The organism is Frigoribacterium sp. CF331 (assembly GCF_057787905.1).
In genome coordinates, this window is sequence record NZ_CM173545.1 from 1,269,645 (window position 1) to 1,293,641 (window position 23,997).

Genomic DNA, 23,997 nt, shown 5'->3' on the forward strand with positions numbered 1-23,997 from the left:
CTCGTCGACATGCCTCCGCTCTACCCCGAGATCGAACCGTACGACTCCGGCCTGCTCGACGTCGGCGACGGCCAGCACGTCTGGTGGGAAGAATGCGGCGATCCCGACGGCAAGCCCGTCGTCTTCCTGCACGGCGGGCCCGGCAGCGGCTCGTCGCCGGTCCACCGACGACTCTTCGACCCTGCGCGGTACCGCATCGTGCTGCTCGATCAGCGCGGGGCGGGCCGCAGCACGCCGCACGCGGGCACGTTCGGCACCGATCTGTCGACGAACACGACCCAGCACCTCGTCGCCGACCTCGAGATGCTCCGCGAACACCTCGGCATCGACCGCTGGCAGGTGTTCGGCGGCTCGTGGGGGTCGACCCTGGCGCTGGCCTACGCCGAGACGCACCCCGACCGGGTCACCGAGCTCGTGCTGCGCGGCATCTTCACCCTGCGGCAGAGCGAACTCGACTGGTTCTACGAAGGTGCCGCCTCGAACGTGCTGCCCGACCGATGGCAGGGGTACCTCGCCCCGGTGCCGGTCCGCGAGCGCCGTCCCGGCGGGTTGATCGAGGCCTACTCGCGCCTGCTCGCCGATCCCGATCCGGCCGTGCACGGGCCGGCCGCCGTGGCCTGGTCGACGTGGGAGGCCTCGGCGATCACGCTGCTGCCCCGACCCGACCTCGTCGAGCGCTACTCCGACCCCGCCTTCGCGCTGGCCTTCGCCCGCATCGAGAACCACTACTTCGTCAACCGGGGCTTCGTCGACGAGGGGCAGCTGATCCGTGACGCGCACCTCGTGGCGCACATCCCCACGGTGATCGTGCAGGGCCGCTACGACCTGTGCACGCCCGCGACCACGGCCTTCGACCTGCACGCCGCGCTGCCCGACGCCGAGTTCGTCCTGGTCGACGACGCCGGTCACGCGTTCGACGAGCCGGGCATCCTCGACGCGCTGATCACGGCGACCGACCGGTTCGCCGGCTCCACCGACGAGGCCACCCGATGACGGTCGTCCTGGCCGGCTGCGGCGACCTCGGCACCGAGGCCGCGCTGCGGTTCGCGTCGCTCGGGCACCGGGTGATCGGGCTCCGTCGGTCCGCCGACCTGCTGCCCGACGCCGTCGAGGGGGTCTCGATCGACCTGAGCACGACCCGGCCCACGCTTCCCTCCGACACCGAGGTCGTCGTCGTCGCCCTCTCGGCGGGGTCGCGTGACGTCGACACCTACCGGGCGTCGTACGTCGACGGTCTGCGGAACGTCCTCGACGCGCTCGACGAGGCGGGTGCCGCCGACGCCCGCGTGCTGTTCGTCTCGTCCACCGCCGTGTACGACGTCGACGACGGCAGCGTCGTCGACGAGGCGACCCCGGCGACCGGGGCCTCGCCCACGGCCGAGGTGATCCTCGAGGCCGAGACGTTGCTGCACGAGCGCCGACCCGACGGCATCGTGTTCCGGCTCGGCGGCATCTACGGGCCCGGCCGCGAACGGCTGATCGAGCAGGTGCGAGGGGGCGAGGCCCGGTTGGCCGAGCCGGCCGGCAGCTCGCCGCACACGAACCGCATCCACCGCGACGACGCGGCCGCCGCGATCGTCCACCTCACGACGACCCCGGGCCTGACCGACGACCTGTACGTCGGAGTCGACGACGAGCCGTCGAGACTCGACGACGTGCTGACGTTCGTGGCCGGCGAACTGGGCGTGCCCGTGCCGCCGAGCGCGCCTCCTCGGGGCCGTCAGGCCGGAGGCGACAAGCAACTGTCGAACGCTCGCCTGCGCGGCACCGGGTTCGCGTTCGCGCACCCGACCTACCGTGAGGGGTACCGCGCCGTGATCGCGGGCGAGGGCGTCCGGCACCCCTGACCCCGCCTCACCGTCCCGGCCCGTTCGGCCCGTCCGTGCCGGGCCCGCCCCGCGACCGCCCGGTGTGTCTGCGTGCGCACGCCGCGGCGCGAGACACCGCCGTGTGGACTCGACACGGCAGTAGGCGGCGGCGCACGGTCAACATGGCGGCGCACAGGGAATGTGGCAGCAAGGGCTTGACGACGAGAGGGCGACGGGGTCTGAGTGCGAGGCCGAGTCCGCTCGGCACGCGGCTGGCCTGGCCAGCGCACGAAGACGCCGCCGAGTGGACACGGCACCGCGGCACACGGCGGCGCGCAGTCCACACGACGGCGGCGCAATCAGCAGGTCGGCGCAGTCCACACGACGGCGGCGCAATCAGCAGGTCGACGCACCGGTCCCCCCGACGGCGTCCTCGAGGTGTGGTGCCGACCTAGTGGATCGGCGTGCCACCCGTGACGGCGATGGTCTCGCCGCTGATGTAGCTCGACTCCTGGCTGGCCAGGAACACGAACGACGGGGCCAGCTCGACGGCCTGGCCGGGGCGGCCGTAGGCGGCCTCCGAGCCGAAGCTCTCGATCTTCTCGTTCGGCACGAAGGCCGGCTGCAGGGGCGTCCAGACGGGGCCGGGCGCGACGCCGTTGACGCGGATGCCGCGCTCGGCGAGCTGCTGCGCCATGGCACGGGTCCAGTTGGCGATGCCCGCCTTCGACACGGCGTACTCGGCGAGGTCGGGCGACGGCTGGAAGCCCTGGATCGACGACGTCGTGATGATCGACGCCCCCGGCTTCAAGTGCGCCGAGGCGGCCTTCGTCAGCCAGAAGAGCGGGTAGATGTTGGCCTTGAGCACGTGGTCGAGGGTCTCGGTCTCGAAGTCGTCGATGCTGCTGACGGTCGGCATGACGCCGGCGATGATCGCGAGGATGTCGAGGCCGCCGAGCTCGGCGACCGTCTTCTCGACGACGTCGACGTTGGTCTGCTCGACCTGCAGGTCGCCCGGCAGCAGGACGGCCGTGCGTCCGGCCTCGCGGACGAGGGCGGCGACCTCCTCGGCCTGCGACTGCTCGTCGGCGAGGTAGCTCAACGCGACGTCGGCGCCCTCACGGGCGAAGGCGATCGCGGTGGCGCGACCGATGCCGCTGTCGGCACCGGTGACGAGGGCCTTGCGGCCGGCGAGGCGGCCGCTGCCGACGTAGCTGGTCTCGCCGTGGTCAGGCTCGGGCTTCATGGCGTGGACGTCGCCGGGCGCACTCTGCTGCTGGTGCTCGAACGGCGGCTGCGGGTACTGGGTGACGGGGTTCTGGGGGGTGTACATGTTGTCTGCCATGTCCCCGGTGTACGCGGCGCCCGTCGCGGACCGGCCAGCTTGTACCCCTCGGCGCGGCCGCGACCTCGTGCGTCGGCCCCGGGGACGCGGGGCGCGGCCCCGAGGAGGCGCGGGCACGGTCCCCGAGGAAAGATACGGTGGACCGGTGCCCCTGCTCCCCTTGCCCTCCGAGACGCCCCGTCAGGTCCTGCCCGCCTGGGTGCTGCGCGCCGACCGTCGGGCCGCGACGCGCATCAACGCCGTCCGCGGCGTGCCCGTCGTCGACCGGAATCTCAGCCGCCTCAGCCACTTCGCCGACCACGGATTGCTCTGGGCGGCCGTCGCGACGGGTCTCGCCCTCGTCGGCCAGCGCCGGGCCGCCGTCCGCGGAGCACTGTCGCTCGGCTTCGCCAGCGCCATGGCGAACATCGTCGGCAAGCGCATCTTCGGCGGCAACCGTCCGCTGATCGACGACGTCCCGATCGAGCGACGGCTGCGCAGCCAGCCTCTGTCGGCCTCGTTCCCGTCCGGCCACGCGGCGTGTGCGGCCGGCTTCGTGACGGGCGTCGCGATCGAGTCGCCGGGGGCTGCGGCAGCCCTCGTGCCGCTGGCCGGCGCGGTCTCGTGGTCGCGCCTCCACGTGGGGGCGCACTGGACGTCCGACGTCGTCGGCGGGCTGATCATCGGCTCGGGCGTGGCGTTGCTCGGCCGCCTCGTGGCGACCCCGGGCCCGCGCTGATCCGACCCGTCGCGCGGTGCCCGGCGTCGTGCCGGGGCTACCAGCGGCCGTGCACGGCCTCGCGGAAGTACTGGTCGTAGATGCGGACGACCTCGCTGTCGAGCCCGTCGTCGAGGTCGCCCACGCTGCCCGCCGCGGCGTTCGCGGTCGCCTGGGCGACGTTGCGCGCGCCGGGGATGACCGTGCTGACCCCGGGCTGCTCGACGATCCAGGCGAGGGCCGCCTGCGGCACGGTGACGCCGTCGGGGACGGCCGCGGCGAACTCCTGAGCGGCGGCGACGCCCTTCTCGAAGTCGACGCCGCTGAAGGTCTCGCCCTGGTCGAAGGCCTCGCCGTGACGGTTGTAGGTGCGGTGGTCGTTCTCGGCGAACGTCGTCTCGGTCGTGTACTTGCCCGACAGCAGGCCGCTGGCCAGGGGAACACGGGCGATGATGCCGACACCGGCACCCTGCGCGGCGGGCAGCACCTCGTCGAGGGGCTTGAGCCGGAAGGCGTTGAGGATGATCTGCACGGTCGCCAGGTTCGGCCGGGCGATGGCCGTCAGGGCCTGGGCGGTCTCCTCGACGCTGACGCCGTAGGCGCGGATCGCCCCGGCCTCGACCAGCTCGTCGAGGGCGTCGTAGACGGCGTCGCTCTCGAACACGGGAGTCGGCGGACAGTGCAGCTGCACCAGGTCGAGCGTGTCGACGCCGAGGTTGCGACGCGAGCGGTCGGTCCAGGCGACGAAGTTCTCACGGACGTAGTTCGACGGCACCTGGTCGAGGCGGCGACCCATCTTGGTGGCGACGGTCAACGGCAGGTCGGGGTTCGACGCGCGGAAGCGCCCGATGATCTGCTCGCTGCGGCCGTCACCGTAGACGTCGGCCGTGTCGAAGAAGGTCACCCCCGACTCGACGGAGGCGCCCAGCACGTCGAGCGCGTCGCTCTCGGAGACGTCGCCCCAGTCGGCACCGAGCTGCCAGGTGCCGAGGCCGACGACCGAGACGGGTCGGTCGGCGAGGAAGGATGAACGGGTTCCGAGGGTGCGGCTCTGCATGCCTCCGAGCCTAGCGACGACGGTCGCCGCCCCGCCCAGGCTGCCCGTCGGGCCGGCGCCGCCCGTCGGGACGACCTGGCCCGTCGGGCCGGCGCCGGCCGTCGGGACGACTTCGGGACGCGTTCACGCTGCGGACGAGGGCGTACGACACGACGACAGAGACGAAGGCGGCGAACAGGAACGCGGCACCGAACCCGGCCTGCCCCTGCAGCAGCCGGACGAGCCCGATGACGGCGAGCGCGGCCGCCAGCATGCCGAAGACCCGAGCGACGACGGACTTCACGCGACGCACGGCACCGGCCCGACGACCGCCCCGGGCGCGCGACGACACGGTCAACCGAGGCGACGGGCCGAGGCGACCGCCGCCTCGATCGCCTCGCCGAGCTCGCGGACGGCACGCTCGCGCGCCTCGTCGGGCATGGGCAACCGGTCGCTGAGCGTGAGGTTCGTCGTGATGGTCTCGACGCGCATGCCGAGGGTCGCGCCCAGGACGATCTCGAGCACCGGGACGGCGTGGTCCCGGCCGGCCGTCGGGGTGCCGGGGTCGTACGAGCCGCCGCGGCTGGTCACGACGACCGCAGCACGCCCGAGCATCGGCTGCTGGTCGTCGCCGTCGAACGGGGCGGTGACCCCGGGCAGGTGGACGTTGTCGACCCAGGCCTTCAGCGTCGAGGGCAGCGAGTAGTTGTAGAGCGGGGCTCCGATCACCACGACGTCGGCGGTGACGAGCTCGGCGATCAGCGCCTGCTGCAGCGCCTCGTGCGCGGGGTCGGGGGCGTCGCCCGGCTGACGGAGGCGCGGCGGCCAGTGCAGCGAGCTGTCGCTCAGGTGCGGCAGGGGGTCGACGTGCAGGTCGCGACGGGTGACGGTGTGGTCGTCGCCGAGGGCGCGCCAGGCGTCGGCGAACGCCGCGGTGATCGCACGCGAACGGCTCGTCGCGAGGTCGGCGGACGAGTCGAGGTGCAGCAGGTTCGGCATGCGCCCACCGTAGCCGGGGCCGCCGACGCCGTCGGCCGATGGTCGCGCCGCCGGGTGACGAATGACGTTCTCGGCACAGCGATTATGACTTAGTGTTGCAAGTCATAAAACGAACGGACCGGATTCTGACTTGTGAGGTGTCGTGACCGCCATCTGGCCTCCCCTCGACCACGAGCAGGTCGCGTGGGTGCCGTCCGGGCGCCCGACGGCCGGGCTGCGCACCGAGCCGTTCCGCCCGGCCGTGTTCCGTGCGGCGGTGCCCCCGCTGATCGGCGCTCTCGACCCCGCTCCGTCGCCCGAGGTCGCCGCTCTCGCCGAGGACGCCTCTCTCGAACTGACCCGCTTCGATGCCACCCTCGGCGGCGAGGTGGCGGCCTTCGCCCCGCTCCTGCTGCGCAGCGAGGCCGTCGCCTCGTCGCGCATCGAGAACCTGACCGCGAACGCCCGATCCGTGTTCTCGGCCGAACTCGGGGACGAACGCAAGCGCAACGCGACCCTGATCGCGGCGAACACGCGGGCCATGTCGGCGGCGATCGACCTGGCCGACGAGTTGACCCCCGCCTCCGTCCTGACGATGCACGCCACGCTGATGGCGTCGGACGTGCGACACACGCCGGGTGCCCTCCGGAGCGAGCAGGTCTGGATCGGCCGCAGCAGCGCCAGCCCCGTCGGCGCCGAATTCGTCGCCCCCGTCAGCGAACGGGTCCCGGGCCTGCTCGACGACTGCCTGACCTTCGCACGACGCGACGATCTACCCGTCCTCGTCCAGACCGCCGTGACCCACGCCCAGTTCGAGACGATCCACCCCTTCACGGACGGCAACGGCAGGACGGGGCGATCGTTGACCCAGGCGATGCTGCGCTCCAAAGGGGTCACTCGATCCGTGACGGTGCCGGTCTCGGCCGGCCTGCTGACGGACGTCGACGCGTACCACCGGGCCTTGACCGCCTACCGAGCGGGCGAGCTCGACCCGATCGTGCGGCTGACGGCCGAAGCGTCCCTGCGCGCGGTCGCGAACGCCCGCAGGCTCGTGGACGACCTCCACGAGGTACGGGCGTCGTGGACGACCCGGGTGACGGCACGTCGCGACTCGTCGGTCTGGCGCCTGCTCGACCTGCTCGTCCACCAGCCCGTCCTCGACGCCGCGACCGCGGCCGCGCGTCTGTCGCTCGCCCCGAGCAACGTCTACCCGCTGCTCCGTCGCTTGGTCGAGTCGGGCGTCCTGAAGCAGAAGGCCGAGTACAAGCTGGGGACCATCTGGCGGGCCGACGAGGTCCTCTCGGCCCTCGACGCCTTCGCGGCACGGTCCGGACGCCGGGGCGAGGCCACCGTGCTCAGCTGAACCCCCGGCGGAATGTCGGTGGTGCAGAGCAGGATGGCACCGATGACCGACGTTCTCGACCGCTTCTCCCCCGCGACCCGCGAGTGGTTCCGGGGGGCCTTCGCCGCGCCGACGCGGGCGCAAGAGGGTGCCTGGACGGCCATCAGCCAGGGCGACCACGCCCTCGTCATCGCGCCCACCGGCTCGGGCAAGACGCTCGCGTCGTTCCTCTGGTCGATCGACTCGCTGGCCTCGTCGCCGCCGCCCGACGAGAAGCTGCACCGCACCCGCGTGCTCTACATCTCGCCCCTCAAGGCGCTCGGCGTCGACGTCGAGCGCAACCTCCGCTCGCCGCTCGTGGGCATCACCCAGACCGCCAGGCGGCTGGGCACCGAGGCACCCGACATCACGGTCGGGGTCCGGTCGGGCGACACCAGCTCGAGCGACCGCGGTCGGCTGGCCCGCACTCCGACCGACATCCTCATCACCACGCCCGAGTCCCTCTACCTGATGCTCACGTCCCAGGCGCGCGAGACCCTCAAGGGCGTGCAGACCGTCATCGTCGACGAGGTGCACGCCGTGGCGTCCACCAAGCGCGGCGCCCACCTGGCCCTCTCGCTCGAGCGCCTCGACGCCCTGCTCGAGAAGCCCGCCCAGCGCATCGGGCTCAGCGCCACCGTGCGACCGCCCGAAGAGGTCGCACGATTCCTCGCCGGCCCGGCCCCGGTCACGATCGTCAACCCGCGCGCCGACAAGAAGTTCGACCTGCGGGTCGTCGTCCCCGTCGACGACATGACCGAACTAGGCACTGCCGCGCCGCTCGAGGGCTCGGCGGCCGGCGCGGCGCCGCAGGGCTCGATCTGGCCCCACGTCGAAGAGGGCATCGTCGACCTGATCGCGGCGCACCGGTCGACCATCGTCTTCTCGAACTCGCGCCGCCTGGCCGAACGCCTGACGGCCCGGCTCAACGACATCTGGATCGAACGCCAGGGCGGCGACCTCGAGGCCGCCGTGCGGGCCACCGAGGACGCACGGTCCGGCGCCTCGGCGACCCGCGCCGCCTCGGCGGACGGCGACGCCGGTGACGACGACCAGGAGGCGCGGGGCGAGCTGGTCGCGGCCGGTCGCGTCGGCGACGGCCCGGCCGGTGACACCGTCGACCCGTTCGCACCGGCCCCCGCACCACAGCGCAACGCGGCCGTGGGCGGCGGCGCCCCCGCCCAGCTGATGGGCGGCTCGGGCCAGACCGCGGGCAGCGAGCCCCTGCTCGCCCGCGCCCACCACGGATCGGTGTCGAAAGACCAACGCGCCCTCATCGAGGACGACCTCAAGAGCGGCCGCCTGCGCTGCGTCGTCGCGACGAGCTCGCTCGAGCTCGGCATCGACATGGGTGCGGTCGACCTGGTCATCCAGGTCGAGTCGCCGCCCTCGGTCGCCAGCGGCCTGCAGCGCGTGGGGCGGGCCGGGCACCAGGTCGGCGAGACCTCACGCGGCGTGCTGTTCCCGAAGCACCGGGCCGACCTCATCCACTCCGCCGTCGCCGCCGAACGGATGGTGGCCGGGCTGATCGAAGAGCTCCGCGTGCCGACCAACCCCCTCGACGTGCTGGCGCAGCAGACGGTGGCCGCCGTCGCCCTCGACGAGCTCGACGCCGACGCCTGGTTCGACACCGTCCGGCGCAGCGCGCCGTTCGCGACGCTGCCCCGGTCGGCCTTCGACGCCACCCTCGACCTGCTCAGCGGCAAGTACCCGTCCGACGAGTTCGCCGAGTTGCGGCCCCGCATCGTCTGGGACCGCGTGCACGGCACGCTGACCGGTCGACCCGGCGCCCAGCGCCTTGCCGTCACCAGCGGTGGCACGATCCCCGACCGCGGCTTGTTCGGCGTCTTCATGGTCGGCGAGAAGGCCGCCCGCGTCGGAGAGCTCGACGAAGAGATGGTCTACGAGTCGCGGGTCGGCGACGTGTTCGCCCTCGGGGCGACGAGCTGGCGCATCGAGGACATCACCCACGACCGCGTGCTCGTCTCGCCTGCGTACGGCCAGCCGGGGCGCGTCCCCTTCTGGAAGGGCGACGGCATCGGGCGGCCCGCCGAGCTCGGCAAGGCGATCGGCGGCTACGTCCGCGAGCTGTCGAACTCGAACGAGGCCGACGCCACGACCCGCGTCGCGGCCGGGGGCCTCGACGAACGCGCCGCCCGCAACCTGATCGCCTTCCTCGCCGAACAGAAGGCCGCCACCGCGTACGTGCCGACCGACACCACCCTCGTCGTCGAGCGCTTCCGCGACGAGCTCGGCGACTGGCGGCTCATCCTGCACTCGCCCTACGGCATGCAGGTCCACGCCCCGTGGGCCCTGGCCGTCTCGGCGCGGATCCGCGACCAGCTCGGGGTCGACGGCGGTGCGATGGCGGCCGACGACGGCATCGTCGTGCGCATCCCCGACACCGACGCCGAGCCGCCCGGGGCCGAGCTGTTCTCGTTCGAACTCGACGACCTCGACGAGATCGTCACCGAAGAGGTCGGCGGCTCGGCGCTGTTCTCGTCGCGCTTCCGCGAGTGCGCCGCCCGAGCGCTGCTGCTGCCCCGGTACAACCCCGGCAAGCGTTCCCCGCTCTGGCAGCAGCGCCAACGGTCGTCGCAGCTGCTCGACGTCGCCCGCAAGTACCCGCAGTTCCCGATCGTGCTCGAGGCCGTGCGCGAGGTGCTGCAAGACGTGTACGACCTGCCGGCCCTGATGAGCCTCACCCGCGACCTCGCCAGCCGTACCGTCCGCATCGTCGAGACCGAGACCGAGGTGCCGTCGCCCTTCGCGCGATCGCTGCTGTTCGGCTACGTGGCGGCCTTCATGTACGAGGGCGACTCGCCGCTCGCCGAACGTCGGGCCGCCGCCCTGTCGCTCGACTCGAGCCTGCTGCAAGAGCTGTTGGGCCGCGCCGAGCTGCGTGAGCTGCTCGACGCCGACGTCATCGACCAGCACGAACTCGAGCTGCAGCGTCTCGCCCCCGACCGTCGGGCCCGCGACATCGAGGGCGTCGTCGACCTGCTGCGGCTGCTCGGCCCGCTGACCACCGACGAGATCATCGACCGCAGCTGGCTCGCCGCCACCCTCGTGACCGGTGACGTCGCCGCTCGCGACGACGCCCACCGGTCGCTCGAGACCGCCCTGACCGACCTCGCGTGGTCGAACCGCGTGCTGCGCTTCACGCACGCCGGCACGGTGCGCTGGGCCGGCATCGAAGACGCCTCGCGCCTCCGCGACGCCCTCGGGGTCGCCCTGCCGATCGGCGTGCCCACCGCGTTCGTCGAACCCGTCGACGACCCCCTGGGCGACCTGATCGGCCGGTTCGCCCGCACCCACGGGCCGTTCACCCCCACGATGGTCGCCGAGCGGCTGGGCCTCGGCACCGCCGTCGTCCTGGACACCCTGCGCAAGCTCGCCACCCAGCGCCGCGTCGTCGAGGGCGAGTTCCGGCCGCGTCAGCAGGGCAGCGAGTGGTGCGACTCCGAGGTGCTGCGTCGGCTGCGCGGCAAGTCGCTCGCCGCCCTGCGGCACGAGGTCGAGCCCGTCGCCCCCGAGACCCTCGGTCGCTTCCTGCCCGCGTGGCAGCACGTCGCCACCGGGCAGAAGGGCTCGGGCCTGCGAGGGCTCGACGGCGTCGTGCAGGTCGTCGACCAGCTCAGCGGCGTCTCGCTGCCCGCCTCGGCGTGGGAGTCCCTGATCCTGCCGGCGCGCGTGACCGACTACAACCCCTCGATGCTCGACGAGCTCACGGCGACCGGCGACGTCATCTGGTCGGGCACCGGCACCCTCCCCGGCCACGACGGCTGGGTCAGCCTGCACCTCGCCGACGGCGCCCAGGTGACGCTGCCCGAACCGTCCGGAGCCGAGACCGACGACCTGCAGCGCGAGGTGCTCGCCGCCCTCGCCGGCGGGGGTGCGTACTTCTTCCGGCAGCTCTCCGACGCCGTCGGCAGCACCGACGACGACTCGCTGGTCACGGCCGTCTGGCAACTCGTCTGGGCCGGCCAGATCACGAACGACACGTTCGCGCCGCTGCGCACCCAGGTCGGCGGCGGCCGCACGTCGAAGCCGCGCACGCCCACGCGCTCCCGCTCGTCGTACCGCAGTCGCGGTCGTGTGGCCATGCCCCGCCAGGCCGGTCCCCCGACGGTGGGCGGGCGGTGGTCGCTGCTGCCCCTCGCCGAACCCGACGGCACGGTGCGCGCCGCCGCGACGGCCGAGATCCTGCTCGAGCGGCACGGCGTCGTCACGCGCGGCGCGGTCGTCAACGAAGGCGTCCGCGGTGGCTTCTCGACGGCCTACAAGGTGTTGAGCGGCTTCGAAGAGACCGGCCGGGCGCGCCGCGGCTACTTCGTCGAGGGGCTCGGCGCGGCCCAGTTCGCCACCGGGCCGACCGTCGACCGACTGCGGTCGTTCGTCCGCGACGAGGGCGACCGACGCGACGACGACGCCTTGGTCGCCGCGGGCCGTCAACGCGACGTGCCCGTGGTCACGCTGGCCGCGACCGACCCGGCCAACCCCTACGGCGCCGCCCTCCCGTGGCCGGGCCAGACGCTCGACGGCGCACCCGCAGACGAGGCCGCGGCCGTGACGAGCGCGGCGGCACGAGCCGCCACCTCCGCGGCGGCGAGCACGGCGACCGGGGCCGGGACGCGCGACGAGGCTGGCTCCGCGGCGGGCTCGACCCGCGCCTCCTCGGGGTCCGCCCACGCCGAGACGGCCGACGGGGCCACCGGCGGCAAGAAGAAGTCCGGGCACCGGCCCGGCCGCAAGGCCGGGTCGCTCGTGGTGCTCGTCGACGGCCGACTCGTCGTCTACGTCGAGCGGGGCGGCAAGACCGTGCTGACCTTCGGCGATCCCGACGACCGAGAGCTCGCCCTCGCGGCCGCGTCGCTCGCCGCGACCGTCCGCAACCGCATCGGCAAGCTCGCCGTCGAGCGGGTCGACGGCGAGTTCGTCCTGGGCACCCCGCTCGGCGACGCGCTGCTCGACGCCGGCTTCGCGCCCACGCCGAGCGGCATCCGGTTGAGGTCCTGACCGATGCCCGAAGGAGACACCGTCTACCGTGCCGCGAAGAACCTCGACGCGGTGCTGCACGGCCAGACGCTCACGGCCAGCGACTTCCGGGTGCCGGCGTTCGCCACGGTCGACCTGACCGGCGAGGTCGTCGACGACGTCGTCGCCCGGGGCAAGCACCTGCTGCACCACATCGGCGACCTGACGCTGCACACGCACCTCAAGATGGAGGGGTCGTGGCACGTCTACCGTCACGGCACGAAGTGGAAGCGCCCGGCCTACCAGGCCCGCGTCGTGCTCGAGACCGCCGACTGGGTGGCCGTCGGCTTCGACCTGGGGATCGTCGAACTGGTGGCCCGTGACGACGACGACAGCGTCGTGTCGTACCTCGGCCCCGACCTGCTCGGCCCCGACTGGGACGCCGGCCGCGCCCTCGCGAACCTCGAGGCCGACCCGACCCGCGAGGTCGGGCTCGCGCTGCTCGACCAGCGGGTGCTCGCCGGGGTCGGCAACGTGTACCGCAACGAACTGTGCTTCTTGCGGGGCGTGTTGCCCACGCGACCCGTCGGCGAGGTCGAGAACCGACCGAAGATGATCGACCTGGCCCACCGGCTCATCCAGGCCAACAAGGACCGCGTCGACCGCACCACCACGGGCAACCTGCGGGGCACGACCGACTGGGTCTACGGCCGGGCGGGCAAGCCCTGCCTGCGGTGCGGCACGAAGATCGTCCGCGGCGAGCTCGGCGAGAGCGAGCTCGAGCTGCGCGACACGTACTGGTGCCCGCACTGCCAGAGCTGATCACCGGCCACCTCCGCCTCGGCGTCCGCGTCGGGGTCGGCTTCGGCGTGTGACGCTGCGTGACGACGCACCGGCTCGGCACCGGGCGACGTGCCTACGATCGTCGGCACCCGACGGCCGTACCCGGCGAGCCCGTCACCGCGAGAGGACGACCATGTCGAACGCCAGCACCCCCACCCCCGACCGCCGCATCGCCGACCAGGTCGCCGAGTTCGACGAGGGCTTCACGGCCCAGATCGGCCCCGACTTCTCGAAGGTGTTCGCCGACGAGCAGAGTGCCTTGCGCGAGGCCGGCGTGCCCGACGGCGCCGTCGCCCCCGGCGACACCCTCGTCGAGGCGACCCTGCTGACGCCCCGCGGCGACGAGGTCTCGCTCGCCGAGACGGTCGGCGAGGGGCCCGCCGTGCTGGTGTTCTACCGGGGCTCGTGGTGCCCCTACTGCAACCTGACCCTCAAGACCTATCAGGCCGAGTTGCTGCCCCGCCTGCGCGAGCGCGGGGTCGCCCTCGTCGCGATCAGCCCGCAGACGCCCGAGGGGTCCGAGGCGTCGGTGGCGAACGGCGCGCTCGAGTTCCCCGTGCTGTCCGACCCCGGCAACGTGCTGAGCGGTGCCCTGGGCATCCGCACCGAGCCCAGCACCGACGCCCGGGCCGTGCACACGCAGCTCGGCTTCGACGTCGCCGACAGCAACGCCGACGCGACCGGCGAGATCCCCTTCCCGACCGTGCTCGTGATCGACCACGACGGCACCGTGGTGTTCGCCGACGTCCACACCGACTACACCACCCGCACCGAGGTCGACGAGATCGTCGCCGCCCTCGACCTGCTGGAGGCGCGCGCGGCCTGAGCGCGTCGGCGCGCGGCCCGAGCGCGTCGGCAGGCGGTCCGCTCGCGTCGGCACGTGGCCCGAGCGCGTCGGCGCGCGGCCCGAGCGCGTCGGCGCGCGGCCCGAGCGCTCAGCACGCGGCCTGCGCTCGTCGGCACGCGACCCGACCGGCCCGTACCGCGGCCCCGGTCAGGTCGGCGTGCCGTGCGCCGTCGAGACCGGCCAGACGTAGTCGAGGTCGGCGGGTTCGTCGCCGAAGGACTCGGCGTACGACTCCGGGGCCTTCGCGAGCAGCTTCGAGCGGTGCGAGCGATGGACGTCGTCACGGCCGAACCACGGTGGCAGGTCGTAGTCGCCCGCCCGGAAGGCGGCGGCGTCGGCCGGCACCTCGTCGAGGGTGGCGAGCGTCTTCTCGAGGCAGGTGTCCGCGAACCCGCGGGAGGCCCACGCCGCACAGGTCTCGACCTGGTATGCCATCAGGGCCGGACGGTAGCCGCGCCACATCGCCGTGACCGGGTGGTTCTGCCAGCCGTAGCCGGGGACGACGAGCGCCCGCATGACCTGCAACGTCTCGACCCGTTGCTTGCCCAGTCGGCGGTCGTCGAGCACCTCGACGCTGGCTCGCAGGTCGGCGTACGGGAGGAACGTCTGCATGCGACCAGCCAACACGCCCGTCCCGGCGCGCGTCCCCCGGCCCACCCCACCGCCACCGGCCCGGGGACGAATGCGAACGTCACCCGGCCCGGGACGGACGTCACCCCTCGCACCGTCTACGATCGACCCCGGCGACCGGACGTGACCGCACGTCCCCCCTCGCGCCGAACCTCCCGGGGTGCCGCCGCGGGCCGGTCGCCCAGGGCACGCACCCGACGAGCCACCGCCCCGCCGAGAGGACCCCATGTCGACCCACGACGCCAGCGCCGCGACCTCCATCGCCGACCAGGTGAGCGAGTTCACCGAGGGCTTCAACGCCCGGATCGGTTCCGACGCCGCGAAGGTGTTCGACGACGAGCAGTCCGGCCTGCGTGACGCGGGCGTCCCGGCCTCGGCCGTCCGGCTCGGAGACACGATCGTCGACGCCACCCTCGTCGACACGTCGGGCGCCGAGGTGTCGCTGTCCGAGACGGTGGGCGAGTCGGTCGCCGTGCTCGTCTTCTACCGCGGCGCCTGGTGCCCGTACTGCAACCTGACCCTCCAGACGTACCAGGCCGAACTGCTGCCCCGCCTGCGCGAGCGCGGGGTCGCCCTCGTGGCCGTGAGCCCGCAGACGCCGGAGGCCAGCGAACGGTCGGTCGCGAACGGCGGGCTCGAGTTCCCCGTGCTGTCCGACCCGGGCAACGTGCTCGTCCGCGCGCTGGGCATCCAGACCGAGCCGGTCGCGGCCGCCCGCGAGGTGCACAGCGGGCTCGGCTTCGACGTCGCCGACAGCAACGCCGACGCCACCGCCGACGTGCCGTTCCCGACGGTCCTCGTCGTCGACCGTGACGGCAAGGTCGTCTTCGCCGACGTCCACGTCGACTACACCACGCGCACCGAGGTCGACGACGTCGTGGCCGCGGTGGACGCGCTCGACGTGCCCCGCGCCTCCTGACCCTCGCGCGCCTCCCGACCCCGAGGAGGCGCGCTCGGCCCGGCAGCGCCGGTCACCTCGCTGCGCCGGGCACACGGCGAAGGACCCCGGCCACGACGACGAACCCCGAGTGTGCGGGGTCCGTCGTCGCGAACGGGGTCCGTCGTCGATCGGCCGTGCCGCTCAGCGCGGCGGGCCACCGGCGTCGACGGCCGGCGCCGGTGCCGCGGCGTCCTCGCCGAGCCCGACGCGCGAGTGGCGACGCCCGTAGGCGAGGTACACGACCACGCCGATGACGAGCCAGATCGCGAACCGTGCCCAGGTCAGCGTCGTCAGGTTGAACATGAGCCACACGCAGAGCACGGCCGACAGGATCGGCAGCACGGGCGACAGCGGCACCCGGAAGGCGCGCGGCAGGTCGGGGCGCGTCCGGCGCAGCACGATGACGCCGACGCTGACCAGCACGAAGGCCGACAGGGTGCCGATGTTGATCATCTCTTCGAGGACGCCGACGTCGGTGAACCCGGCGATCAGGGCGACGAGCACGCCGGCGATGACCTGGACGCGCACGGGCGTCTTGCGGACGGCCGAGGTCTTCGCGAGCCAGCGGGGCAGCAGGCCGTCGCGTGCCATCGAGAAGACGATGCGGGCGAGGCCGAGCAGCAGCACCATGATGACCGTGGTCAGGCCGATCAGGGCGCCGATCGCGATCACCTGGGCGGCCCAGCCCACGCCGACGAGGTCGAACGCGGTCGCCAGCGTCGGGGCCTCGACCGAGGCGAGGTCGCGGTACGACACCATGCCGGTCAGCACGATCGACACGAGCACGTACAACACGGTGACGATGGCGAGGCCGAGGAAGATGCCGCGCGGCATGGTCTTCTGAGGGTCCTTGACCTCCTCGGCGCTGGTCGCGACGACGTCGAAGCCGATGAAGGCGAAGAAGACGAGCGAGGCGCCGGCGAGCAGCCCGAAGACGCCGTACTGCGCCGGCTCGGCACCCGAGACGAACGAGAAGAGGGACTGCGTCCAGACGTCGCCCTCGCCGGCCGGGCGGGGCTGCGACTCGGGCACGAACGGCGTGTAGTTCGACGCCTTGACGAAGAAGAAGCCGACCACGATGACGAACAGCACGATCGCCACCTTGACGACGGTGAAGACGCTGCCCACGCGAGAGCTGAGCTGCGTGCCGAGGACGAGCAGCACGGTGAAGAAGGCGACGATGACGAACGGAGCCCAGCTGAGCTCGAGCGGCCCGATCGACAGGGTGGCGGGCACGTCGAGCCCGAAGCCCTCGAACACCGTGCTGAGGTAGATGCCCCAGTACTTGGCGAGCACCGCGGCGCCGGTGAGGGTCTCGAGGATGAGGTCCCAGCCGATGATCCAGGCCAGGAACTCGCCGAGGGTGGCGTAGGTGAAGGTGTACGCGCTGCCCGCCACGGGGATCGTCGAGGCGAACTCGGCGTAGCACATGATCGCCAGACCGCAGGTGACGGCGGCCAGCAGGAACGACAGGGTGACGCCCGGGCCCGCGAAGTTCGCCGCGGCGTTGGCGCCGACCGAGAAGATGCCGGCCCCGACCGCGACGGCGATGCCCATGAGCGTCAGGTCGGTGACGCCGAGCGAGCGCTTCAGCCCGTTCTCGGGCCCGGTCGAGTCGGCGAGCGACGACTCGACCGACTTGGTGCGCCACAGGGTGCCGAGACCCCGGGCCTTGGGGACGGTGCTCATGCTGCCTCCTGGGTGGTGCGGGCGGGGTGGCGCCCCGGGGTCGTGCGGGCGGGGTGAGGCCCCCTCCTCGGGGGACGACGCGCCAGCATACCGGTGGACCGGTCCCGTCTCGTAGCATGGCGACCTGAGGGGGTCGGCATGAGCGGACGGTCGTGGCAGCCGGTGCGTCCCGAGCGCCCGCCGACGGCCTGGGAGGCGCGGGCCGGCTCCCCGAGGCTGCCCGCCTCGGTGCCCGGTCACCCCGGTGACCGCGCGACCGTCCTCGACGGTCACGACCACCACGACGACGATCGCGACGGCAGGGAGACGACCGGAGCAGGCCGGCGTGGACGGCGGTCGCCACGGCAGGCGCCGGGCGGGCGGGTGCCGGGCGCGCTGCGCCGGGTCTGGACCCGCGCCTCCCGGGCTCGTCGCCTGGCACTGACGGTCGGCGCCGTCGCCGCCGTGACCGCGGTCGTCGCGGGAGCGGGCTTCGCGGTCCAGCCGCGGTACGACGAGCCGGCGCGGCCCGCGATGCTGGTCGACGACCTGCGCGGCGAGCCGACCACGACGGTCTGGAGCACCGACCTGACCGCCGAGCTGACGCCGGGCACGCCCGACGGCTGCGCCTACTACCTGCGGGTCGGCGGGGTCGGTGACGACGCGATCATGGCGGCGCAGTCGGCCGAGCTGTCCGACCGGTGCGGCGGGGCGGGCGGGCGCCTGGCCCGGGTCGACGGCGAGACCGGCGACGTGACCTGGAGCACGAACGTGGCGACGGCCCTCGGCCGGGCGGTGCGCTCGGTGTCGGTGACGCTCGACGGCGACGGCCGGGCGGCCACCCTGACCGTCGACGTCGAGACCGGTTCGACCCTCGCCCGGCTGGACCTGGCCACGGGAGAGGTGACCGACCGGTCCGCGGCCGTCGAGTCGACCGACGCCGACCAGGTCACGCGCGTCGAGGGCGTCTCGTCGTCGAGCGTCCTCGTCTCGCACCAGCCGCGCTCGCGCTTCGGGGCCGACGGCACGGGTCCGACGACGGACGACGGCGACCGGACGGAGTTCGAGCTGCGCCCGCTCGACGACCTCGACACGGTGTCGTGGCGGGGGGACGAAGCGGCCCAGGCGACCGTCACCCTGTTCGACGACGAGCTGTACGTGCTGACGACGGCGGGCGAGGGGCCGCGGGTGATCGACGCCACGACCGGCGCCGAGCACGCCGTGCCGATCGACGACGACACGTACGGCTGGCCCGAGCAGGCGGGCGACCACGTGCTCGTCGCGTTCGCGGCGATCGACGGACAGCGCCTCGTCGCGTTCTCGCAGGACGACCCCGGCACGATCGACTGGTCGGCCGACCTGCCGGGGGACGCCTCGCTGATCGTGTCGGACCGCTGCGTCACGGTCACGGCCACCGTGGCCAGTGGCGACCCCGTCGTCGAGGGGCCCCGGGGCCCGGGTGACGCCGGCGACGCGGACGACCCCGTCGGCCGGGTCTCGGTCACCTGCCTGTCACCCTCGACCGGCGAGGCCCGCTGGACGACGACCGTCCCGGTCCGCAGCGGTCAGACCGTGCAGTCGGGCTGGAACCCCCTGCCGGACTCGGCGTTCGACCAGGTGCAGGTGTCCGTCTCGCCCTCGAGCAGCTTCGCGGACGAGAGCTCGACCGTCACGACCTTCGACGCCGACGACGGGCACGTGGCCTTCACGGCGACACTGCCGGGGTACTCGGTGCCGCTGGCCCAGGGGCGCACGACCACCTACCACCTCGCGTTCGGCGTCGACGGCCGGACGTCCGTCGTCGCCTTCGACGGGCACAGCCACCGCGAGCTCTGGCGCACCTCCCCCGCCGACGCGATCGACGTCGGCTTCTGGGGTCCGCACCTGGTGGTCACGGGGCAGGACGGCGTCGTCCACCGCCTCGACGACCCGACGGCGGTGGCCGACCGCGGGTGACGGCGCGGCGCGGGCGGGCACGACACCACGAGGTGGGCACGACACCCCGAGGTGGGCACGACACCACGACTGGTCGTGGTGCTGTGTCCAGGACGTGGTGCTGTGCGGCGGAGGCACCGCGGCACCGTTCGCGTCCAGGCGGCCGTCTTCGCGTTCCGCTCCGGCTTCGCCCGCACCGGCGGCGACTGAGTCAGAGCACCCGCTCGAACCGCTGCACGGGCCTCTCCAGCAGCGAGTGCTCGAACGGCACGCCCGCGGGCGTCCACCCCTCGCTCTCGTAGAGCCGGACGGCCCCGACGTCGTCGAGCAGCGCATGCAGCACGACACGCTCGTGCCCACGAGCGGCGAGCTCTCGCGTCGCCGCCCTCAGCAGGGAGCGCCCGAGCCCCCGGGACTGGACCCCGGGGCTCGTCGCCAGCAGACCGAGGACCGCTGCGTCGGCGGGGTCGCCGGTCAGACCGCTGCCGGGACGCGTCGCCAGGACGAAGCCGTCGATGCCGTCGGAACCGTCCGAGCCGTCGGCGACCAGCCAGACGACGGCCGCGTCGAACTTCGGCCGGGCCCTCTCGGCGACCCCGCCGACGGCGCGTCCGTCGCGGGCGGCACACGCCGCGACCCACACCGCCACGCACGCCTCGACGTCGGCCGCCGCACCGGGGCGCATCGCGCTACCCCCGCACGAGCAGCGGGAACACGAACACCGCGAAGAGCAGGAACGCCGCCATAACGGCGAACACGACGTAGCTGCCGCGGCCGACGACGCGCTGCCCCGAGGCCTCGCGGCGCTGCAGCACGCGGCGACGGTAGATCACCTGGACCACCACGAGCACGACGATCGCCAGGGCGAGTATCGAGATGACGACGGCTTCGATGGCGCGGCTCCTTCATGGGCGGGGCGGGGGCGGGACGACCCGCATCAGCCTAACGGGCGGCCCCGAGGGCCGAGGAGGCGCGGGTCGGGCCCCGGGCGACCTCACGGCCCGGGCGCGCACCCGACTCGTAGCATGGCCGGGTGACGGACCAGGCCTCGCCGAGCGACCCGCCGCTCGCGCGCGCCCGCCGGAGCTCCGCGGCCGCCTGGCACCGCGCCTCCCGGGCCCGTCGCCTCGCGCTCGTGACCGCCGCGGTCGTCGTGACCGCGGCGCTGGTCACGACCGTCGGCCTCGTCGAGGCACCCCGGTACCCGTCGGCCGTCGCGCTCGACGGCGTCGACGGCGACGACCTGCGGCACGAGCCCGTGGCCGCGTCGTGGACGCTCACCCCCGCCGACGTCGGGGTGCCCGACGACCGGGCCGAGTGCCTGCTCTGGCAGGCCGAGCCCCGCGTGGGCCCCGACGTGCTCGGCGGCGACGTGCTGGTCAGCGCGAGCGGTGACGGCACGGACGACGGCGCCGCCACCGGTGCCGCGAGCGACGCGGGGTGCCGCTTCGACGGCGGCTTCGGCGGCACGGCGCAGACCTCGAGCCGGTTGGCGCGCGTCGACCCCGTCGACGGCACGGTCCGCTGGTGGGTCGACCTCGGCGCCGAGCTCGACGCGGGTAGCGGGTTCGTCCAGGTCTGGCCGGCCGACGACGCCACGGGCACGACGCTCGTCTCGTCGCTCGGCTTCGGCGAGGACGGCTTCGCCTCGGGCTACGGCCGCCTCGACCTCGCGACGGGCGAGCTGACCGACGTGACCACGTCGGCGAACGGGCGCGCCCGCCTGACCGACGCCACCGCCTCCTGGGTGCTCGTCTCGAGCGACCCCGAGTTCTCGTACCAGGACTCGGCGGTGTACTACGACTCCGAGCCCGGCACGGGCGAGTTCGCGCTCTACCGCGCCGACGACCTCGACACCCCGGTCTGGACGGGCGAGACGTCGGGCCGCCAGGACGAGGCGCTCACGCCCGACGGCCTGCTGCTCCTCGACGACGGCGTGATCACCGCGGTCGACGGGCGGACCGGCGAGACCACGCCGTGGGGCCCCGACCTGCCCACGGCCACGACGCTCACCGTCGACGGCGGCCTCGTCGTGGTCGGCCTCGACCCCGCGATCCCCACCTCGACCGGCGACACCGACGGCACCGTGGTCGCCCTCTCGCTCGACGGGACCGAACGGTGGCGACACGGCTACCGCCAGGACCGCGGCGTGCAGCCGACGGACGCCTGCCTCGTCTTCTCGACCACGCCGGGGGTGGTCTGCGTCGACCGACGCACGGGAGCCGAGCTCTGGACCACCCCGCCACGCGACCGGCGCCACGGCCTCGCCCGCGTGACGACCGACCCGGCCGGCGACCGCGGCTCGCTCGTGTTCGCGCAGACCTTCGAGCCGGGAGGCGCGGCGGCGGCGTCCGGCGACCTCACGTCGGACGAGGCGGACGAGCGCACCGTCCGGCTGCTCGACGCGACGACCGGTGACGAGGTCGCCCGCGCGGCCGTTCCGGGCGAGTCGCAGATCGCGCTCGTCGGCCGGACCACCGGCTACGCCACGACCTCGCCGTCGGGCGGCCGCACCTCCGTCGTCACGGCGTTCGACCTCGCCGACGGCCACCGCCTGTGGCAGCTCGACAGCGAGAGCGACCAGCTCGGCTTCTGGGGCGGCGTGCTGGTGGCGAACCAGCCGGACGGCAGCGTGCGACGGCTCGTCGACCCGGTGCGGCTGGTCGACCCGGTGCGCGAGGTCGGCTGAGGCCACGCCGCTCCGACGCCGCGGAGCGGACAGGGCACCGCCGCGTGCCGCGGTGCCTCGTCCACTCGGCGGTGTCGTCGTGACCGGACCCGCGCCTCCTCTGCCTGCCGGGCTCCGGCTACCGGGCCTCGGCGCTCATGACGTAGGCCATCGCGTAGGCCCGCGAGTTGCCGTCGTCGATGCCCGACTCGGGCAGGTCGGCCAGTGCCGCCAGGGCCGCCGTCGCCTGGTCGGGCCCCTGGAGGGCCGAGTACATCAGCACGTAGTCGCCGAGGGGCGCGTCGAAGCCCGACGCCGCGGCCTCGTCGACGACGGCGGCGATCTGCTCGGCACCGCCGGCGGCCGACGACGTCAGGTACGACACCGAGGACGGGCTGAGCGGGATCAACTGGATGCCGGCGATCGCCGACGGTTCGGCCGAGAACCAGGTGCCGTAGTCGCGCTTGCCACCCCAGGTCAGCGACACGATGGCGTGGTCGTACCCGTCCGCCGTCGGGCCGCTCAGGTCGGGGTTCAGCCAGTAGGCGAGCGCCGACGACGCCTCGCTGCTGAGCAACCACGACGCCTCGCCGCCGAGTGCCTCGTCGCCCGTCGCGGCCGCCCAGAGCGACAGCCCGGCGTAGGCGGTGACCGCCTCGGACGACGACTCCTGGTTGTTGCCGTCGGCGAACGGCGCGTAGCCCGAGGCCCAGCTGTGCGACCAGTACGGGTCGAACGCCCGCTGGTCGGGGAACGACCCGTTGCCCGAGCCCGAGCCGATGTCGGCCGCCAGCAGGTCCATCACGGGCTGCCACCGCTCGGCCAGCTGGGGGTCGTCGGCGGCGACCACGCCGGCCGCGTAGAGGAAGTACCCGTAGTGGAAGTAGTGGTCGTTGAACTCGTCCGAGCCGAACGACGCGACCTTGCCGACGACGCCCTTAACGGCGGGGTCGTAGACGAAGCACTCCTGATCGCGCGTCTCGCAGCCCGAGGGGTCGGTCCAGGTGTCGAGCCGGTCGACGATCGACGCGCGGAGGGTGTCGGCCGAGGCGTCGTCGCCGAGCTGCTCGGCGAGCTGCATCAGCATGGCCGACCGGTACAGCGCCTTGCCGCCGAAGTAGGTGTCGGCCGCGGGCTCCGTCGTCGAGGAGACGTCGGCCTTCACCTGGTCGCCGAGCTGCTGCCGCTGGTCGTCGCTCAGGCCCGAGAGGTCGAGTTCGGGCGAGGCCGTCGTGACGGGCGCGTCGAACGAGAGCGACGTGCCGACCGCCACCGGCACGGTGCCGTAGATCGTCTCGTAGCTCAGCCCGGTGTCGCCGCCCGTCGCCGAGTCGCCCATGTGCGGCGCCGACACCAGCAGGGTGTCGCCGCCGGCCGCGGTCTCGTAGCCGAGCTCGGTGGTCGAGACCGCCGACGACCCGGACCCGGAGGCGCGGTGCCCGGTGGTCACCGACACCAGCGGCGAGGCGGCCGCGTCGAGCACCGTCCCCACCTGGTCGGCGTCGGCTCCGTCGGGCACCGGCACGAGCACGACCGAACCGCCCTCGTCGAGTCGGACGGCCGTGCCGTCGAGGTCGCCGCCCGTGACGACGACGCCCCAGGTCGCGTCGCCGACCGTCAGCGTGCCGCGCCCCTCGCCGACGCTCGTCACGGCGATGCCGAGGGTGTCGGCCTGCGCCGTGGCGGCGGTGTAAGAGACGAGCGGCGACCCTTCGGCGACGGTCGTGTGACCGAGCACCGTGTCGCCGTCGAGGTGGGCGACGGTCACCGAGACCTTGTCGTAGGCGCTGACCTCGGTCGCGGTGGCGCCGACGTCGAGGGTGACGTCGGGCAGGGCGGGCCCGACGATCGCCTTCTCCGAGGCCACGGGCGTGGGCAGCCCCGCCGCGAAGCCGCCGTCGGTCAGCTGGAACGAGATCGGGAACGGGAACACCGGTTGCGGCTCGTCGCCGAACGCGAGCCCCGAGAACCAGGTGTTGGTCGGCGGGACGAGCCCGTCGGCGAGGCGCGTGGTCGGCACGGCGCCGACCGACTCCTGCGGCAGGGCGGCGACCAGGGGGTCGACCTGCGAGGCGGGCAGCACGTCGCCCGCGGCGTCGGGTCGCCCGGTCGTGTCGCCGTCGCCGTCCGTGCCCGAGCCGCCGGTGCAGCCGGCCAGCACGAGCGCGCCGGCCGTGCCGAGGGCGACCCCGGCGACGAGGCGGCGGAGGGCCGGGAGGCGCGGGGCGCGTCGGATGCCGACCC

General features: G+C 73.6%; 19 protein-coding genes. 10 read left to right on the forward strand and 9 right to left on the reverse strand.

Features of this window, described 5'->3' with window-relative positions; all coding sequences use genetic code 11:
- The first annotated feature begins 9 nt into the window (after window positions 1-9).
- Window positions 10-993 carry a prolyl aminopeptidase gene (gene pip / locus AC3CCI_RS05935; protein ID WP_488628385.1) on the forward strand — a complete coding sequence of 328 codons (984 nt, stop codon included), beginning with the start codon at window positions 10-12 and terminating at the stop codon, window positions 991-993.
- On the forward strand, window positions 990-1,847 hold the full coding sequence (locus tag AC3CCI_RS05940; protein WP_488628386.1) for an NAD-dependent epimerase/dehydratase family protein: 858 nt from the start codon (window positions 990-992) through the stop codon (window positions 1,845-1,847). Before pip ends, AC3CCI_RS05940 begins: the two co-directional genes overlap by 4 nt.
- A 412-nt stretch (window positions 1,848-2,259) precedes the next feature.
- On the opposite strand, the gene AC3CCI_RS05945 is transcribed toward AC3CCI_RS05940, so the two are convergent.
- Window positions 2,260-3,153, reverse strand: a complete 894-nt coding sequence (locus AC3CCI_RS05945; protein WP_488628387.1) for an SDR family oxidoreductase — start codon at window positions 3,151-3,153, stop codon at window positions 2,260-2,262.
- A 145-nt stretch (window positions 3,154-3,298) separates the two neighbouring features.
- Here AC3CCI_RS05945 and AC3CCI_RS05950 point away from each other — a divergent pair, with 145 nt between their 5' ends.
- Window positions 3,299-3,871, forward strand: coding sequence for a phosphatase PAP2 family protein (locus AC3CCI_RS05950; RefSeq protein WP_354594372.1), 573 nt, complete (start codon window positions 3,299-3,301; stop codon window positions 3,869-3,871).
- Between the two features lie 37 nt (window positions 3,872-3,908).
- Here AC3CCI_RS05950 and AC3CCI_RS05955 read toward each other — a convergent pair whose 3' ends face one another.
- The 3 genes from AC3CCI_RS05955 to AC3CCI_RS05965 are packed head-to-tail and all read right to left on the reverse strand — an operon-like array spanning window position 3,909 to window position 5,885.
- Window positions 3,909-4,907: an aldo/keto reductase gene (locus AC3CCI_RS05955; protein ID WP_488628388.1), complete on the reverse strand. Its 999-nt coding sequence runs from the start codon at window positions 4,905-4,907 to the stop codon at window positions 3,909-3,911.
- A 10-nt stretch (window positions 4,908-4,917) separates the two neighbouring features.
- On the reverse strand, window positions 4,918-5,190 hold the full coding sequence (locus AC3CCI_RS05960) for a hypothetical protein (protein WP_354594374.1): 273 nt from the start codon (window positions 5,188-5,190) through the stop codon (window positions 4,918-4,920).
- A 50-nt stretch (window positions 5,191-5,240) separates the two neighbouring features.
- The gene (locus AC3CCI_RS05965; protein ID WP_488628389.1) at window positions 5,241-5,885 is read right to left on the reverse strand and encodes an FMN-dependent NADH-azoreductase; all 645 of its coding nucleotides are present in this window, start codon (window positions 5,883-5,885) and stop codon (window positions 5,241-5,243) included.
- 142 nt (window positions 5,886-6,027) lie between these two features.
- On the opposite strand from AC3CCI_RS05965, the gene AC3CCI_RS05970 reads away from it, so the two are divergent.
- From AC3CCI_RS05970 to AC3CCI_RS05985, 4 genes are all read left to right on the forward strand, one after another.
- Window positions 6,028-7,227 carry a Fic family protein gene (locus AC3CCI_RS05970; protein WP_354594376.1) on the forward strand — a complete coding sequence of 400 codons (1,200 nt, stop codon included), beginning with the start codon at window positions 6,028-6,030 and terminating at the stop codon, window positions 7,225-7,227.
- Between the two features lie 42 nt (window positions 7,228-7,269).
- Window positions 7,270-12,264 (forward strand): Lhr family ATP-dependent helicase, encoded by a 4,995-nt coding sequence (locus AC3CCI_RS05975; RefSeq protein WP_488628390.1) that lies wholly within the window; start codon window positions 7,270-7,272, stop codon window positions 12,262-12,264.
- 3 nt (window positions 12,265-12,267) lie between these two features.
- Entirely contained in the window at window positions 12,268-13,044 is a 777-nt protein-coding gene (locus AC3CCI_RS05980; protein ID WP_488628391.1) for an Fpg/Nei family DNA glycosylase, read from the forward strand.
- 154 nt (window positions 13,045-13,198) lie between these two features.
- Window positions 13,199-13,891: a peroxiredoxin-like family protein gene (locus AC3CCI_RS05985; RefSeq protein WP_488628392.1), complete on the forward strand. Its 693-nt coding sequence runs from the start codon at window positions 13,199-13,201 to the stop codon at window positions 13,889-13,891.
- Between the two features lie 168 nt (window positions 13,892-14,059).
- On the opposite strand, the gene AC3CCI_RS05990 is transcribed toward AC3CCI_RS05985, so the two are convergent.
- Window positions 14,060-14,524, reverse strand: a complete 465-nt coding sequence (locus AC3CCI_RS05990; RefSeq protein ID WP_488628393.1) for an MSMEG_6728 family protein — start codon at window positions 14,522-14,524, stop codon at window positions 14,060-14,062.
- Between the two features lie 244 nt (window positions 14,525-14,768).
- On the opposite strand from AC3CCI_RS05990, the gene AC3CCI_RS05995 reads away from it, so the two are divergent.
- Window positions 14,769-15,461, forward strand: coding sequence for a peroxiredoxin-like family protein (locus AC3CCI_RS05995; RefSeq protein WP_488628394.1), 693 nt, complete (start codon window positions 14,769-14,771; stop codon window positions 15,459-15,461).
- A 162-nt stretch (window positions 15,462-15,623) separates the two neighbouring features.
- Here the strand turns inward: AC3CCI_RS05995 and AC3CCI_RS06000 are convergent, their stop codons facing one another.
- Window positions 15,624-17,171: an APC family permease gene (locus AC3CCI_RS06000; protein WP_488628395.1), complete on the reverse strand. Its 1,548-nt coding sequence runs from the start codon at window positions 17,169-17,171 to the stop codon at window positions 15,624-15,626.
- A gap of 138 nt (window positions 17,172-17,309) precedes the next feature.
- Here AC3CCI_RS06000 and AC3CCI_RS06005 point away from each other — a divergent pair, with 138 nt between their 5' ends.
- The gene (locus tag AC3CCI_RS06005) at window positions 17,310-19,106 is read left to right on the forward strand and encodes a hypothetical protein (protein ID WP_488628396.1); all 1,797 of its coding nucleotides are present in this window, start codon (window positions 17,310-17,312) and stop codon (window positions 19,104-19,106) included.
- Window positions 19,107-19,296: 190 nt separating this feature from the next.
- Here the strand turns inward: AC3CCI_RS06005 and AC3CCI_RS06010 are convergent, their stop codons facing one another.
- Window positions 19,297-19,770, reverse strand: a complete 474-nt coding sequence (locus tag AC3CCI_RS06010; RefSeq protein WP_488628397.1) for a GNAT family N-acetyltransferase — start codon at window positions 19,768-19,770, stop codon at window positions 19,297-19,299.
- A 4-nt stretch (window positions 19,771-19,774) separates the two neighbouring features.
- Window positions 19,775-19,930, reverse strand: coding sequence for a hypothetical protein (locus AC3CCI_RS06015; RefSeq protein ID WP_488628398.1), 156 nt, complete (start codon window positions 19,928-19,930; stop codon window positions 19,775-19,777).
- A gap of 188 nt (window positions 19,931-20,118) precedes the next feature.
- Here AC3CCI_RS06015 and AC3CCI_RS06020 point away from each other — a divergent pair, with 188 nt between their 5' ends.
- Entirely contained in the window at window positions 20,119-21,774 is a 1,656-nt protein-coding gene (locus AC3CCI_RS06020) for an outer membrane protein assembly factor BamB family protein (protein ID WP_488628399.1), read from the forward strand.
- A 118-nt stretch (window positions 21,775-21,892) separates the two neighbouring features.
- Here the strand turns inward: AC3CCI_RS06020 and AC3CCI_RS06025 are convergent, their stop codons facing one another.
- Entirely contained in the window at window positions 21,893-23,914 is a 2,022-nt protein-coding gene (locus AC3CCI_RS06025; protein WP_488628400.1) for a glycosyl hydrolase, read from the reverse strand.
- Window positions 23,915-23,997: the final 83 nt, after the last annotated feature.

What these genes read in the sequence shown, in the direction of transcription:
- AC3CCI_RS05965 (WP_488628389.1), bottom strand. Translation starts at nt 5,885, where the DNA reads ATGCCGAACCTGCTGCACCTCGACTCGTCCGCCGACCTCGCGACGAGC.
- AC3CCI_RS06010 (WP_488628397.1), bottom strand. Translation starts at nt 19,770, where the DNA reads ATGCGCCCCGGTGCGGCGGCCGACGTCGAGGCGTGCGTGGCGGTGTGG.
- AC3CCI_RS05975 (WP_488628390.1), top strand. Translation starts at nt 7,270, where the DNA reads ATGACCGACGTTCTCGACCGCTTCTCCCCCGCGACCCGCGAGTGGTTC.
- AC3CCI_RS05985 (WP_488628392.1), top strand. Translation starts at nt 13,199, where the DNA reads ATGTCGAACGCCAGCACCCCCACCCCCGACCGCCGCATCGCCGACCAG.
- AC3CCI_RS05955 (WP_488628388.1), bottom strand. Translation starts at nt 4,907, where the DNA reads ATGCAGAGCCGCACCCTCGGAACCCGTTCATCCTTCCTCGCCGACCGA.
- AC3CCI_RS06005 (WP_488628396.1), top strand. Translation starts at nt 17,310, where the DNA reads ATGAGCGGACGGTCGTGGCAGCCGGTGCGTCCCGAGCGCCCGCCGACG.
- pip (WP_488628385.1), top strand. Translation starts at nt 10, where the DNA reads ATGCCTCCGCTCTACCCCGAGATCGAACCGTACGACTCCGGCCTGCTC.
- AC3CCI_RS05940 (WP_488628386.1), top strand. Translation starts at nt 990, where the DNA reads ATGACGGTCGTCCTGGCCGGCTGCGGCGACCTCGGCACCGAGGCCGCG.
- AC3CCI_RS05995 (WP_488628394.1), top strand. Translation starts at nt 14,769, where the DNA reads ATGTCGACCCACGACGCCAGCGCCGCGACCTCCATCGCCGACCAGGTG.
- AC3CCI_RS05990 (WP_488628393.1), bottom strand. Translation starts at nt 14,524, where the DNA reads ATGCAGACGTTCCTCCCGTACGCCGACCTGCGAGCCAGCGTCGAGGTG.
- AC3CCI_RS05980 (WP_488628391.1), top strand. Translation starts at nt 12,268, where the DNA reads ATGCCCGAAGGAGACACCGTCTACCGTGCCGCGAAGAACCTCGACGCG.
- AC3CCI_RS05945 (WP_488628387.1), bottom strand. Translation starts at nt 3,153, where the DNA reads ATGGCAGACAACATGTACACCCCCCAGAACCCCGTCACCCAGTACCCG.
- AC3CCI_RS06000 (WP_488628395.1), bottom strand. Translation starts at nt 17,171, where the DNA reads ATGAGCACCGTCCCCAAGGCCCGGGGTCTCGGCACCCTGTGGCGCACC.